This window comes from Nocardioides sp. LHD-245 (assembly GCF_030929495.1).
Taxonomy (GTDB): domain Bacteria; phylum Actinomycetota; class Actinomycetes; order Propionibacteriales; family Nocardioidaceae; genus Nocardioides.
This window is the reverse complement of record NZ_JAVFWN010000006.1, coordinates 215,798-229,076: the sequence shown is the minus strand read 5'-3', so window position 1 is coordinate 229,076 and position 13,279 is coordinate 215,798. Positions and strand designations below refer to the sequence as shown.

The following is a 13,279-nucleotide window of genomic DNA, read 5'->3' as shown; positions in this document are numbered from 1 at the left end:
CGGCGCACAGTTGCGGTGGGAGCCGAAACGGCTCCGGTTCCGGCTCCTCTCGGTCGCCGGACGCGTCATCCGCACCGGACGTCGAAGACGCCTACGGCTCCCGAGGGACTGGCCCTGGAACCAGCTCATCGACACCGGCTGGCACACGCTCCGCACCGCCTGACGGCACCCCTCCCGAATCACACGACCCCAGAACAGGGGAACCGGCGACACGGCGCCGGCGACCTGCCACGCCCGACCACACCAGCAACGTCGTCATACCTTGCCGCCGTTCCGCAAGCGGCCCGATGAAACATCGAGGCTAGCTAGGCCGGATCCACGCGGAGCTCGCGGCGCTGGATCTTTCCCGTCGCGGTCTTCGGGAGCTGCTCCACGACCGTGATCTCGCGCGGCACCTTGTAGGCGGCCAGGCGGCGGCGCGCGTGCTCGACCAGCTCCGCGGGCCCCACCGTCTCGCCGGAGGCGAGGGCGACGAAGGCGACCACGGTCTCGCCGCGGTACTCGTCCGGCCGGCCGACCACCGCGGCCTCGAGGACCGCCGGGTGCTCGCAGAGGACGTCCTCGACCTCGCGTGGCCAGACCTTGAAGCCGGACGCGTTGATCTGGTCCTTGAGGCGGTCGGCCAGGTAGATCCAGCCGTCGGCGTCGATCGAGCCGCCGTCGCCGGTGCGCAGCCAGCCCTCGCGCAGCGTCTCCGCCGTCTCCGCGGGGCGGTCGTGGTAGCCGAGCATCATGGAGGGGCCGCGCAGCTCCAGCTCGCCGATCTCGCCGGGTCCCAGCTCGCGCCCCTCCGGGTCCACGACCCGGGCACCGACCCCCGGCAGGCAGACGCCGACGGAGAGACTGCCGGTGACCGGGTCGACCGGCGCCCGCCGACCGGTCGGCACCGCCACCACCGCCGAGGTGGTCTCGGTCATGCCGTAGACGTTGTGGATGTAGCAGCCGAGCCGCTCCTCCAGCTGCGCCACGGTCGCCGGGGCGATCGGCGCGCCGCCGGACGCGACCACGCGCAGCGAGGCACAGGTCTCGGGGGACGCGTCCGGGTGCTGCCCGAGCGCCGAGAAGGCCGTGATCGCGCCGACGGTGAAGGTCACCTGGTGCTCCCGGATCGCGGCCAGCGCGGCGCCGGGTTCGAAGCGGCCGATCAGCACCAGGTCGAGCCCGCGGACCAGCGCGAGCGCCGCGCCGGCCACCGCCCCGGTGGTGTGGAAGAGCGGAGCGATCGCGAGCGAGACGTCGCCCTCGACCAGGCCCAGCCAGTCGGCGTACGTCTCCACGGTGGCCAGGACGTTGGCGTGCGAGGAGAGCGCGCCCTTGGGCGGCCCGGTGGTGCCGGACGTGTAGATCATCAGGGCCGGGTCGCCCGGGTCCGCGCCGGCCGGCGGCAGCACCCGGTCGGCCTCGCCCGCCGCGGTCAGGTCGTCACCGAGCTCCTCGGCGGTGAGCGTCCACCGCAGGGCACTGCCGTCACCCGCCTCGACGACCCGCGCGCGATCGCCGGCGGCGCAGAGCACGCCGACGGCGCCCGAGTCCGCGAGGAGCACGTGCAGCTCGCGGGCGGTGTACATCGGGTTCAGTACCAGGGCCACCGCGCCCAGCTTCCAGGACGCCAGCAGTGCCACGGGGAAGGCGGGCACGTTCTGCAGCCGGATGCCGACCCGGTCACCCTCGCGCACTCCGCGGTCGGCGAGGCTGCCGGCCAGCGCGGTCGCGGCACGGTCGAGCTCGGCCCGGGTCCAGCGCCGCTCGCCGTAGCTCAACGCGACCGCGTCCGGGGCGCCGGCGAGGCGCTCGGCCCAGGCTGCGGCCAGGGTGCGGCTCCTCGCGGGCCGGCTCATCGCCGGTCCCGCGGCAGCGGGGCCAGCCGCTGCAGCTGGGTGACGTGCTCGGGGGTCAGCTCGGCGATGCTGCGTACGCCGAGCAGCTGCAGGGTGCGCCGGATCTGGCCCTGGAGGATCTCGATGGTGCGGGCGACACCGGCCTCGCCTCCGGCCATCAGCCCGTACAGGTAGGCCCGGCCGATCAGGGTGAAGTCGGCGCCGGCGGCCAGCCCGGCGACGATGTCCTGGCCGGACATGATCCCGGTGTCGAGGTGGATCTCGGCGTCGGGGCCGAGGGCGGCGCGTACCTCGGGCAGCAGGTGGAAGGGCACCGGCGCCCGGTCGAGCTGGCGGCCCCCGTGGTTGGAGAGCAGCACAGCGTCGGCGCCCAGGTCGCGGACCCGGCGCGCGTCGTCGACGGTCTGGATGCCCTTGACCACGAGCTTGCCGGGCCACTGCTCCTTGATCCAGGTCAGGTCCTCGTCGGTGACCGTCGGGTCGAACATCGCGTCCAGGAGGTCGGCGATGGTGCCCGGCCAGGCGCCGAGTGAGGCGAAGGCGAGTGGCTCGGTCGTGAGCAGGTCGATCCACCACGACGGCCGTGGCAGGGCGTCGACGACGGTGCGCGCCGTGAGGGTCGGCGGGATGGTCATCCCGTTGCGGACGTCACGCAGCCGCGCGCCGGCGACGGGAACGTCCACGGTGACCAGCAGCGTGTCGAACCCGGCGGCGGCAGCGCGCTCGACCAGCTCCATCGACCGGTCCCGGTCCTTCCAGACGTAGAGCTGGAACCAGTGGCGTCCGCCGGGCGCGGCGGCGGCGACGTCCTCGATCGAGGTGGTGCCCATCGTGGACAGCGCGAAGGGGATCCCCGCGGCCGCTGCCGCCCGGGCACCGGCCCGCTCGCCCTCGGTGTGCATCATCCGGGTGAAGCCGGTGGGCGCGATGGCGAAGGGCAGGGCGGCCGGCGAGCCGAGGACGGTGGTGCTCAGATCGGTCTCGGCGACGTCGCGGAGCACGCCCGGGTGGAAGGTGACGTCGAGGAACGCCTGCCGGGCGCGCGCCAGCGAGATCTCGTCGTCGGCGGCGCCGTCCACGTAGTCGAAGGCCGCCCGCGGCGTACGGCGCCGGGCGGCGATCCGGAGGTCGTCGATGGTGAGCGCGCGCTCCAGCCGGCGGCGCCGGGGGCTCCATACCGGACGGCGGAAGCGGAGCAGCGCCGCGAGCTCGCGGACGGCCGGGAGCCGGCGTCTGGTTCGCCCGAGGTCAGATACGTGAACCTGAGTTCGTCTCCTTGACATGCGGCAGAGCGTAGTCCACGATCGGGGTCGTGCGAAAGCGCCCGGATCAGGGCTGGATCAGGACAGGGAGAGATGAATCGATGACGTCCGCAGACGCCCCTCACACCCGGCTGCTGGCCGGCTACCGCGATGACCCGCGGGGGATCCCGGCGCGCGACACGATGCTCTCCTGGACGCCGGCCGGACCCGGTCCCTACCGGGTCACGGTGACCGACCGCGACGACCGCGCCGCGACCTGGACCGCCGAGTCCGAGCGCCCGTTCGTCCTGCTCCCGGGGTCCGCGCTCCGGGCCGCCGCCCGCTACACGTGGTCCGTCGACGCCAGCGCCTCGGCCTCCTTCGAGACCGGCCTCGACGAGGCCGGCTGGCAGGCCGCGTGGATCGCCGCGCCGCCCACGCCGTTCGCGCGGGAGGACTACGACCCGGCGCCGTACCTGCGCACCGAGTTCGAGCTGACCGAGCGCGGCGACCGGGCCCGGGTCTACGCCACGGCACTCGGCATCTACCGGATGTGGGTCAACGGCACCGAGGTGACCGCCGACGCCCTGCTCCGCCCGGGCTGGACCGACTACGACACCCGGGTCCTGCACCAGAGCTACGACTGCACCGACCTGCTGGTCGAGGGCGCCAACACCATCGCTGTGCTCCTCGGCCGGGGCTGGTACGCCGGCCGGCTGGGTCTGCAGTGGGCGCCCGCCCTCTACGGCACGCAGCCCGCCTTCCTGGCCCAGGTCGAGACGGCGACCGGCACAGAGCGCCGGGTCGTGGCGGCCACCGGCCCCGGCTGGCGGACCTCCCCGGGCGCCGTGATCGCCAGCGACCTGCTCCGCGGCGAGATCGCCGACCTGCGTCGCGAGCACCACGGCTGGACCGGTGCCGGCTTCGACGACGCCGGCTGGAGCCCGGTCGAGCTGCCGGCCCACTCCGTCCCCGTCCATGCCCAGCCGCACGCGGACATCCGGGTGCTCCGTGAGCACCCCGGCACGCTGGTGCACCAGCACGCCCGCGGCCCGGCGATCTTCGACTTCGGCCAGAACCTCGTCGGCTGGCTGCGGATCGAGTCGGAGCTGACGCCCGGTGCCGACGTGATCGTCCGGCACGGTGAGATCCTCACTCCCGAGAAGCTGGTCTACCGCGACAACCTGCGCGGCGCCTTCCAGGAGGACCGCTTCGTCGACGCCACCGAGGGCCGGCGCACGCTCGAGCCCCGGTTCGGCATGCACGGCTTCCGCTACGCCGAGATCTGGGGCCTGAAGAACACCAACGGAGCCTGGCACCTGAACATCCCCGAGGAGAGCACCGTGACGGCGCTCTCGATGGACGCGGGCCAGGAGCTGGTCGGCTCGTTCGCCTGCTCCGACGAGGCGCTGACCGCGTTCGCCCGCGCGGTCGAGTGGACCGTGCGCGACAATTTCCTCGAGGTGGCCACCGACTGCCCGCAGCGCGACGAGCGGCTGGGCTGGCTCGGCGACGCCGGCGTGATCTCGCCGACCGCGAGCTACTTCTTCGACGTGGCGGCCTTCCTGGCCAAGTTCAGCAGGGATGCCGCCGACGCCCAGTGGGACGACGGCTCGGTGCCCTCCTACGTGCCGGTGGTGCCGCCGGGCAACGAGCGGCACGGTGCCCCGGGCTGGGCCGACGGCTACGTCCGGATGGTCAGCCTGCTGGTCCGCCGTTACGGCGACCTCGCCAGCGCCGAGGAGTACTTCGACTCGCTGCTGCGCTACCTCGAGTTCGTCGACCGGGAGAACCCGGACGGGATCCGGGTCAACGCCGTCGGCTCGGACTTCTCCGACTGGCTCTCGCTGCCCGACCGCGACGACGACGTGCCGCACCCGGGCTACGCCTACACCGGCGCCTTCTCGACCAGCCCGAAGCCGGTCGTCGCCACCGCGCACACCTACCGCTCGCTGTGCCAGGTCGCCGACATCGCCCGGCGGCTCGGCCGTGACGAGGACGCCGCCCGGCTGGAGCGGCGCGCGGAGGAGGTGCGCGCGGCGTACCGGGCGCGCTTCGTCGGTCCCGACGGCCGGTTCGAGGACGCCACGCAGACCGTCTACGCACAGGCGATCGGCTACGGGCTGCTCCGTGACGACGAGGCCCAGCGGGCCGCGGACCTGCTCCGCGAGCACATCGAGAAGCGCGGCCACGTCACAACCGGCATCCACGGCGTCGAGCACGTGCTGCCCGCGCTGGCCAGATACGGTCACGCGGACCTGGCGTCCGAGCTGCTGCTGCGCCGCGAGATGCCCAGCTGGCTCTACATGGTCGAGCACGGCGCCACCACCGTCTGGGAGAAGTGGGACGGCATCCGCCCGGACGGCTCCCTGGCCACCGCGGAGATGAACTCGTTCAACCACTGCGCGCTCGGCGCGGTCGGCGGCTTCCTGTTCGAGGACGTCCTCGGCCTCCACCTCGACGGCGCGGTCTGGGGCGACGGCCTCACCGTGGCGCCGGTCTACCTGGGCGGCCTGGACTGGGCCGAGGGCGCGCATCGCGGCCCGACCGGTCCGGTCTCCAGCCGCTGGGAGCGGGACGGCGATCGGGTCCGGCACGTCATCGAGCTGCCGGCCACCGGCCCGGCCAGGTTCGTCGCGCCGGCGGGCTACGCGATCGCCGCCGTGGACGGCGTCGCCGCCGAGTCGAACGCGGTCGACCTGGACGGCGGCCGTCACGAGCTGCTCCTGGAGCGTCGATGACGACTCCCGGAGCCGGACTGAGGGAGGAAGACATGGAGTGGAACGAGCGGGTCGCGGTGGTCACCGGCGCGGCATCCGGCATCGGCGCCGCCACGGCGCGGGTGCTGGCCGGGCGCGGCGCCGAGGTGCTCGGCGTGGACATCAACGAGGACGGACTGGCCGCGACCACCGAGGCGATCGCCGCGGCCGGCGGCCGGTTCCGCGCCGTCGTGTGCGACGTCTCCGAGCAGGACGCGGTCCGGACCGCGGTCTCCTCCTTCGCCGACACCGGCGGACGGGTCGACATCGTGGTGAACGCGGCGGCCAACTTCCTGGCCCGCGGAGCCGAGGTGACCACCGAGGAGTGGGACAGCGTGCTCGGGGTGAACCTGCGCGGCATCGGCAACGTGGTCCAGGCCGCGTTGCCGTACCTGCGCACCACTCCCGGCGCCGCGGTCGTGAACATCGCCAGCATCTCCGCGCACATCGCGCAGCGCTCCCGCTGGACCTACAACGCCACCAAGGGCGCGATCGTCTCGCTGACCCGGTGCATGGCGATGGACCTCTCCGAGTACGGCATCCGGGTCAACTCGGTCAGCCCGGGCTGGATCTGGACCCCCGAGGTCAGCAAGGCGGCCGACGGCGACCGGGAGCGGTGGGAGCCCGTCTGGGGCCGGTACCACCTGCTGCGCCGGCTCGGCGAGGCCGAGGAGGTCGCCACGGCGGTGGCCTTCCTGTGCTCTCCGGACGCCAGCTTCATCACGGGTGTCGACCTGCCGGTCGACGGCGGCTACCTGGCGATGGGCCCCGAGGGACTCGGGGACTCCTCCAGCTTCGCCGGCTCCGCCTGACCCGCCCCACCGACACCGCTTTCGAAGGAGATTCATGTTCAACGTCGTCATCACCGACACCAACCTGGGTGACGGTTCGCACGAGCGGGAGGTGCTGGAGCCCGAGTTCTCGGTCGCGAAGCACGACGTCACCACCGAGGCCGAGGTGATCGAGGCCGCCGCCGAGGCGGACGGTCTGCTCGTCCAGTGGGCGCCGATCACCGACGACGTGCTCGGCGCACTGCCCCGGCTCAAGGCCGTGGTCCGCTACGGCATCGGGCTGGACAACATCGACCTGGACGCGGCCGCCCGGCGCGGCGTCGTGGTCAGCAATGTCGACGACTATTGCCTCGCGGAGGTGGCCGACCACGCCGCGGCCTCGATCTACGCGCACAACCGTCGGCTGACGGCCGGCTCCCGCAACCTGGCCGCAGCGGGCTGGACGACCGCAGGGATCTCCCAGCCGCCCCCGCCGGGACGGGACCCGGTCGGCATCGCCGGCTTCGGCCGGATCGGCCGGGCCCTGGCCGACCGGGTCGCCGCGCTCGGCTTCCCGGTCCACATCTGGGACCCGTTCCTGACCGAGTCGCCCGGAGGCGTCACCGTCTGGCCGACCCTGCTGGAGCTCGCCGAGGCGGTCGGGCACCTGTCCCTGCACATGCCGAGCACCGCCGAGACGGCCGGCGTGGTGGACGCGACGATCCTGGCCGCGCTCGGCCGCGAGGGACATCTGGTCAACACCGCCCGCGGAGCGCTGGTCGACGAGACCGCCCTGCTCGCCGCCCTGGACGCCGGCACGCTCGGCTTCGCCAGCCTGGACGTCCTCTGCTCCGAGCCGCCGACGGGCGTCTCCGCGAAGCTCGCGGAGCACGCTCGCGCGCTGGTCACCCCCCACATCGCCTACCTGTCCACCGATTCCCTGCCGCAGCTGCGGGTCCGCGCGGCGCAGATCCTGGCCGATCTGCTCCGTGCCCACGGGGGACGGGCATGAGGGCTCTGGTCTTCACCAAGGCGAGCACGGTCGAGCTCCAGGACCTCGACGAGCCGCGGCCGGCCCCGGGCGAGGTGGCGATCCGGGTGGTCGCCTCCGGCATCTGCGGCAGTGAGCTGCACGGCGTCCGGCACACCGACTTCCGCAAGCCGCCCCTGGTGATGGGCCACGAGCTGGCCGGCACCACCGCCGACGGCCGCCGGGTCACGGTCAACCCGCTGCTCAGCTGTGACAGTTGCGACCAGTGCCTGCGCGGGGACGAGCACCTGTGCCGCAACCGCGCCATCCTCGGCATCCATCGGCCGGGCGCCTTCGCCGAGACGGTGGTGGTCCCCGAGGCCGCGGTCTACGTGATCCCGGACTCGATGAGCTTCGAGACCGCGGCGATGGTGGAGCCGCTGGCCAACGCGGTGCACGCCGTACGCCTGGCACGCCCGGAGGGCAACCCTCGGATCGCGGTCATCGGCGCCGGCACCATCGGGCTGGTGACCCTGCTCGTCGCTCTGGAGCACAGCGACCAGGTCACCATCAGCGACCTGGACGAGGGGCGACTGGCGATCGCGTCCCGCCTCGGCGGCCGGGCGGTCACCGAGCTGACGGGCGAGTTCGACATCGTCATCGACGCGGTCGGCGCCGAGCAGACCCACAAGATCTCCGTCGACGTACTCCGTCCGGGCGGCGTCGCGGTCTGGATCGGACTGCTCAGCACCCAGGCCGGCTTCGACGGGCAGGAGATCGTACGCTCGGAGAAGCGGGTGCTCGGGTCCTACTGCTACCGGCGGGCGGACTTCGCGGAGGCGCTGGAGATCGCCGGGCGGGTGCGGCTCGACTGGACCACGACCTTCCCGTTCGAGTCCGGTGCGGAGATCTTCGGCGAGCTGCTCGAGGGTCGCCGTGACGTGATCAAGGCGCTGCTGCAGCCCTGACGGAGCTGCTCAGCCAGGGCAATCAGCCAGAGCAAGGAGAGTGGGAATGACGTTCGGTGTGCGGATCCTGCCGCTGGGCTTCGGCGAGGTGCCGGGCCCGGAGGTGTACTGGATGTCCGACTGGGACCAGTGGTACCGGCTGGCGTTCCAGGCATTCCTGATCGAGGGACCGGGCGTGCGCGCGCTCGTCGGCACCGGCCCGGCCGAGGACCTCACCGCCATGAACGCGGGCTGGGCGGCGTTCCTGGGGGAGCGGGCCGCGTTCCAGCGCGAGCCGGGACAGTGGCTGCCCGACCAGCTCACCGCGCTCGGGCTGACGCCGTCCGACATCACCCACGTGCTGCTCACCCCGCTGCAGCTCTACACGACAGCGAACCTCACCCTGTTCGACCGGGCGCAGATCTGCCTGACCGAGCGGGGCTGGACCCATTTCCACTCCACGCATCGCCACCCGCACGACGACCGCTGGACGTCGCTGCTCCCGGAGGCGCTGAGCTATCTGACCCACGACGCCTGGGACCGGGTCCGGCTGCTCGCCGACGAGGACGAGATCGTGCCCGGGCTGCGGACCTGGTGGACCGGCTCGCACCACCGTGCGTCCATGGCCGTCGAGGTCGACACCGCCGTCGGGGTGGTCACCGTCACCGACGCCTACTTCACCCGGCGCAACCTCGACGAGGACCACCCGATCGGGATCTGCGAGAACATCTACGAGGCGATGGCCGCACACGCCCGGGTCAACCGGGTCGCCGACCACGCCCTCACCCTGTACGACGAGGGCCAGCTGCAGCGGTACCCCGATCTCGTGGTGGCGCCGGCGCCGACGGCCTAGCCCGGCGTCGGCGTGTCCCGTGTGTCCCGCCTGGTCCTCGGCACCGCCCGCTGGGCGTTGGCCGCGCGACCCGACCGGGCCCTGCTGAGCGCCACCGTCGCCGCGGCCCTGGACGCCGGCATCGACCGATTCGACACCGCGCGCGCCTACAGTCCACCCGGTCGGCCGGGGGAGGGCGAGCGGCTGCTCGCCGAGGCGCTCGGCCCGCACGCGCGGGCCGGGCGGGCGCGGGTGGCGACCAAGGGCGGGCACTGGCGTCGCCCGGACGGCTCGTTCGCGGTCGACGCCCGGCCCGCGACGCTGCGGTCCCACGTCGAGGCGAGCCTGCGCGTGCTCGACACCGAGCGGCTCGACCGCTACTTCCTGCACTGGCCCGATCCCGCGGTCCCGCTCGCCGAGAGCATCGGGGCGCTGGCCGACCTCCGCACGGCGGGGCTGATCGCCGAGGTCGGCGTCTGCAATGTCGGCGTCGCCCAGCTGGAGGCCGCGTGCGCGGCCGGTCCGGTCGCCGCGGTGCAGAACCGGCTCGCCTATCTGGGCGTGGACGATCCGGTCCGGGAGCGCTGCGCCGTGCTCGGGCTGGAGTACGAGGCGTACTCGTCGCTCGGCGGGCCGGACGGGCCGGGCCGGCTGGAGGAGCTGACCCGTCGTGAGCCGCGGGTCGCGGCGCTCGCCGCGCGGCTGGGCGCCACCGGGGCGCAGCTGGCGCTCGCCTGGCTGCTCGCGCAGGGTGCCGAGGTGGTGCCGGTGCTCGGTGCCGGGCGCGAGGGCTCGGTGCGCGCCAGCGCCGCCGCGGCGACGCTCACGCTGGTCGCCGACGATCTGGCCCTGCTGGACGAGGTGCGCCCGCGCCCCGCGCCTGACACCGCCTGACACCGCCTGACACCGCCTGACACCGCCTGACACCGCCCGACCGGGTCGGACGGCGCCAGGCGGCGTGGTGGGCAGGCTCAGGCGCCGGGGACGACCCGCTGGCGCTGGCGGCCGAGACCGTCGATCTCCAGCTCCATCTCGTCCCCGACGGTGAGATAGGGGAAGCGCCCGGAGAGGGCGACGCCCTCGGGCGTGCCGGTGAGCACCAGGTCGCCGGGTGCGAGCAGCACGTGATGCGACAGGTGTCGGATGATCTCGGCGACGCTGAAGACCATGTCGGCCGTGCTCGAGTCCTGGCGCTTCTCGCCGTTCACCCAGGAGCGCAGCCGCAGTGCCTGCGGGTCGAGCTCGCCGGCCGGGCGCAGGAAGGGGCCGACCGGGCAGAAGGTCTCCGCCGACTTGCCCTTCGACCACTGGCCTCCGGAGTGCTCGAGCTGGCTGGCCCGCTCGGACAGGTCGTTGGCGATCACGTAGCCGGCGACATAGTCGAGGGCCTCGGCGGTCGTGGCGAGCCGGCGCGGCGTGCGCTTGACGACCACGCCCAGCTCGACCTCCCAGTCGGACTTCTCCGAGCCCGGCGGCAGCAGCACGTCGTCGTCCGGGCCGACCATCGTGCCCGGGTGCTTGTAGAAGAGCACCGGCACCTCCGGCGGCGCGGCTCCGGACTCGGCGGCGTGGGCCGCGTAGTTCATGCCGATGCAGCTGATCGCCTGGGGCCGCGCGATCGGCGCGCCGATCCGCCGGCCGCTGAGCGCGGCCGCGTCGAGGACGGGCAGCTCACCGGCTGCCAGTGCGGCAGCGACCCGCTCGATGCCGTCGGCGGCGAGGAAGTCGCCGTCCAGGTCGGGGGTCAGGCCGCTGAGGTCGTAGGCGATCCCGTCGCTGCGGACGGCGGGACGCTCCTGGCCGAGGGGGCCGTGGCGGAACAGCTCCACGTGCTTCATCACTCCTGTGGTCGGGGTTGGCGGTGGGGAAGGGCGTGAGGTCAGCTGAGGCGCTGCGAGATCTGCACGGTGGCGTGCCGAAGGCTCTCGATGGTGCGCGCCGTGAGGTCGTCGGAGCGGCGCACGTGCGGCACCGAGACGCTGATCGAGGCGAGGCCGTAGTCACGGCTCGGCTTCAGGGGGAAGGCGATGCAGTAGACGCCCTCCGTGTACTCGGCGTCGTCCTCGGCATAGCCGCGGGCCCGGATCTCGCCGAGCACCGCGATCAGCTCGTCGACCGAGTGCAGCGAGCGCTCGGTGTACGGCGTGAAGGCGACCCCGTCGAAGCGCCGCCGGACCTCCTCGTCGGGCAGCAGGCTGAGCAGCGCCTTGCCGAGGCCGGTCGCGTAGGCGGGCAGCCGGGCGCCGACGTGCGAGGCGAGGCGGAGCTGCTGGTCGGGGTCGACCTTGCCGATGTAGACGTTGTCCGTGCCGTCCAGGATGGCCAGCTGCACGGTCTCGTTGAGGGCGTCGCGGACGGCCGTCATGTAGGGGAGCGCGAGCTGCTCGAGCGACGTGGCGGTCAGGTAGCTCTGACCGGCCTGCCACAGGCGAATGCCGACGGCGTACTTGCGGGTGTTCGGGTCCTGCTGGACGAAGCCGCGTACCGCCATCGTGTTGACCAGCCCGAAGGTGCTGCTCTTCGGGAAGTCCATGGCCCGCTGGATCTCGGTCAGGGTGAGGCCGTCGGGGTGCTCGGTGAGCAGATCGAGGATCTGCAGTACGCGGTCAGCGGATTTCACCAGGGCTGCCATGACCCCTCCTCAGGTTCACATGTTTGAATCACGGTTCGGCTACATGGGAACCGTAGCCGAACCTGCCTGCTCGTGACCAGTGGTCGGGCGGCGACCTGACAGCGAGAGGTTCATGTAGATGAACTTCCGTCTACATACTTGACACACGGGCGAAACCTGCAGCACGCTCGCTTTTCAGGAGAGCGAACTGTGGTTCTCAAACGGAACTCTCCGGGCGGCATGGCGCGGCCCCTGAGCAGAAGGAACGGCATGTGAACGCGACGACGAGAGAGACGACGGCCCCGGTCGACCGGCGCGCACCGGCGCGCTGGTCCCGGGTGCTGCGCAGCAGGGGCTGGCTCAAGCTGATCCGCCTGCTCGCGGTGCTGTTCATGATCTCCGTGCTGACCTTCCTCAGTCTCCAGCTGCTTCCCGGCGACCCGGCGCGGGTGATCCTGGGCGACCAGGCCAACGACCCGGCCACGCTGGCCGCGATGCGTCATGAGCTCGGGCTCGACCAGGGCATCCTGGCCCGCTACCTCGACTGGATCGGCGGCGCGCTCAGCGGTGACCTGGGCTCGTCCTATGTCACCAAGGAGACCGTCTCCTCGATGATCTCCAGCCGGCTGCCGATCACGCTCGAGCTGGTGATCCTCAGCCAGCTGATCGCGCTCGTGCTCGCGATCCCGGCCGGCATCGTCGCGGCGATCAACAAGGGCCGCGGAGCGGACCACGCGATCGGCCTGTGGGTCTTCGGTGTCCTCTCCACTCCGAACTTCGTCATCGGCGTGATCCTGATCTGGATCTTCGCGGTCACGCTGGGCTGGTTGCCGGCCAACGGCTACCAGCCCTGGTCCGAGGGTGTCGGCGCCCACCTGGGCTCGGTGATCCTGGCCTCGATCTCGCTGGCTGCGGCCCCGTTCGCCCTCTACCAGCGGGTGCTCCGGGCGGACTACGCCGAGACGCTCGGCCGGGACTTCATCGACGTCGCCCGGGCGAAGGGGATCTCCCCGCTGCGGATCGTGTTCCGGCACGCGATCCGGCCCAGCATCCTGGGCCTGCTCACCGTCACCGGCCTCACCGTCGGTGTGCTGATCGGCTCCACCGTGGTCGTCGAGAACCTCTTCGGGCTGCCCGGACTCGGCGCGGGCCTGGTCTCCGCCGTCCAGAACCGGGACTACATCGTCGTGCAAGGAATGACCCTGGTGATCGCCTGCAGCTTCGTGCTGATCAACACCCTCGTCGACTTCCTCTACGGCGTCGTCGACCCGCGGCTGCGCGGCGCGACGGCCGGGAACCGGGAGGGCTGAG

12 protein-coding genes are annotated in these 13,279 nt (G+C 72.6%); 8 read left to right on the top strand and 4 right to left on the bottom strand.

Annotated features, from left to right (window positions below; genetic code table 11):
• The first annotated feature begins 10 nt into the window (after positions 1-10).
• Entirely contained in the window at positions 11-163 is a 153-nt protein-coding gene (locus RB608_RS28290; RefSeq protein WP_392390991.1) for a transposase, read from the top strand.
• A 142-nt stretch (positions 164-305) separates the two neighbouring features.
• Here the strand turns inward: RB608_RS28290 and RB608_RS11705 are convergent, their stop codons facing one another.
• The gene (locus RB608_RS11705; protein WP_308088084.1) at positions 306-1,838 is read right to left on the bottom strand and encodes an AMP-binding protein; all 1,533 of its coding nucleotides are present in this window, start codon (positions 1,836-1,838) and stop codon (positions 306-308) included.
• The gene (locus RB608_RS11700; protein WP_308088083.1) at positions 1,835-3,121 is read right to left on the bottom strand and encodes an alpha-hydroxy acid oxidase; all 1,287 of its coding nucleotides are present in this window, start codon (positions 3,119-3,121) and stop codon (positions 1,835-1,837) included. The genes RB608_RS11705 and RB608_RS11700 overlap by 4 nt, the downstream gene beginning before the upstream one ends.
• 80 nt (positions 3,122-3,201) lie before the next feature.
• On the opposite strand from RB608_RS11700, the gene RB608_RS11695 reads away from it, so the two are divergent.
• The 6 genes from RB608_RS11695 to RB608_RS11670 are packed head-to-tail and all read left to right on the top strand — an operon-like array spanning position 3,202 to position 10,251.
• Positions 3,202-5,820 carry a family 78 glycoside hydrolase catalytic domain gene (locus tag RB608_RS11695; RefSeq protein WP_308088082.1) on the top strand — a complete coding sequence of 873 codons (2,619 nt, stop codon included), beginning with the start codon at positions 3,202-3,204 and terminating at the stop codon, positions 5,818-5,820.
• Positions 5,821-5,852: 32 nt separating this feature from the next.
• Positions 5,853-6,650 (top strand): SDR family oxidoreductase, encoded by a 798-nt coding sequence (locus RB608_RS11690; protein ID WP_308088080.1) that lies wholly within the window; start codon positions 5,853-5,855, stop codon positions 6,648-6,650.
• A gap of 34 nt (positions 6,651-6,684) precedes the next feature.
• Positions 6,685-7,620, top strand: coding sequence for an NAD(P)-dependent oxidoreductase (locus RB608_RS11685; RefSeq protein ID WP_308088079.1), 936 nt, complete (start codon positions 6,685-6,687; stop codon positions 7,618-7,620).
• Positions 7,617-8,546 (top strand): alcohol dehydrogenase catalytic domain-containing protein, encoded by a 930-nt coding sequence (locus RB608_RS11680; RefSeq protein ID WP_308088077.1) that lies wholly within the window; start codon positions 7,617-7,619, stop codon positions 8,544-8,546. The genes RB608_RS11685 and RB608_RS11680 overlap by 4 nt, the downstream gene beginning before the upstream one ends.
• A 46-nt stretch (positions 8,547-8,592) precedes the next feature.
• Positions 8,593-9,378: a hypothetical protein gene (locus RB608_RS11675; protein WP_308088076.1), complete on the top strand. Its 786-nt coding sequence runs from the start codon at positions 8,593-8,595 to the stop codon at positions 9,376-9,378.
• A gap of 12 nt (positions 9,379-9,390) precedes the next feature.
• Positions 9,391-10,251 carry an aldo/keto reductase gene (locus tag RB608_RS11670; protein WP_308088075.1) on the top strand — a complete coding sequence of 287 codons (861 nt, stop codon included), beginning with the start codon at positions 9,391-9,393 and terminating at the stop codon, positions 10,249-10,251.
• Positions 10,252-10,328: 77 nt separating this feature from the next.
• Here RB608_RS11670 and RB608_RS11665 read toward each other — a convergent pair whose 3' ends face one another.
• Together RB608_RS11665 and RB608_RS11660 are read right to left on the bottom strand one after the other, a co-directional pair.
• Positions 10,329-11,195, bottom strand: coding sequence for a fumarylacetoacetate hydrolase family protein (locus RB608_RS11665; protein WP_308088074.1), 867 nt, complete (start codon positions 11,193-11,195; stop codon positions 10,329-10,331).
• A 41-nt stretch (positions 11,196-11,236) separates the two neighbouring features.
• Positions 11,237-11,989 carry an IclR family transcriptional regulator gene (locus tag RB608_RS11660; RefSeq protein ID WP_308088073.1) on the bottom strand — a complete coding sequence of 251 codons (753 nt, stop codon included), beginning with the start codon at positions 11,987-11,989 and terminating at the stop codon, positions 11,237-11,239.
• Between the two features lie 251 nt (positions 11,990-12,240).
• On the opposite strand from RB608_RS11660, the gene RB608_RS11655 reads away from it, so the two are divergent.
• A complete protein-coding gene (locus tag RB608_RS11655) occupies positions 12,241-13,278 on the top strand; it encodes an ABC transporter permease (protein ID WP_308088072.1) in 1,038 nt (345 codons plus the stop codon).
• Position 13,279 lies beyond the last annotated feature (1 nt).

What these genes read in the sequence shown, in the direction of transcription:
- RB608_RS11675 (WP_308088076.1), top strand. Translation starts at nt 8,593, where the DNA reads ATGACGTTCGGTGTGCGGATCCTGCCGCTGGGCTTCGGCGAGGTGCCG.
- RB608_RS11680 (WP_308088077.1), top strand. Translation starts at nt 7,617, where the DNA reads ATGAGGGCTCTGGTCTTCACCAAGGCGAGCACGGTCGAGCTCCAGGAC.
- RB608_RS11705 (WP_308088084.1), bottom strand. Translation starts at nt 1,838, where the DNA reads ATGAGCCGGCCCGCGAGGAGCCGCACCCTGGCCGCAGCCTGGGCCGAG.
- RB608_RS11685 (WP_308088079.1), top strand. Translation starts at nt 6,685, where the DNA reads ATGTTCAACGTCGTCATCACCGACACCAACCTGGGTGACGGTTCGCAC.
- RB608_RS11695 (WP_308088082.1), top strand. Translation starts at nt 3,202, where the DNA reads ATGACGTCCGCAGACGCCCCTCACACCCGGCTGCTGGCCGGCTACCGC.
- RB608_RS11690 (WP_308088080.1), top strand. Translation starts at nt 5,853, where the DNA reads ATGGAGTGGAACGAGCGGGTCGCGGTGGTCACCGGCGCGGCATCCGGC.
- RB608_RS11660 (WP_308088073.1), bottom strand. Translation starts at nt 11,989, where the DNA reads ATGGCAGCCCTGGTGAAATCCGCTGACCGCGTACTGCAGATCCTCGAT.
- RB608_RS11665 (WP_308088074.1), bottom strand. Translation starts at nt 11,195, where the DNA reads ATGAAGCACGTGGAGCTGTTCCGCCACGGCCCCCTCGGCCAGGAGCGT.
- RB608_RS11700 (WP_308088083.1), bottom strand. Translation starts at nt 3,121, where the DNA reads ATGTCAAGGAGACGAACTCAGGTTCACGTATCTGACCTCGGGCGAACC.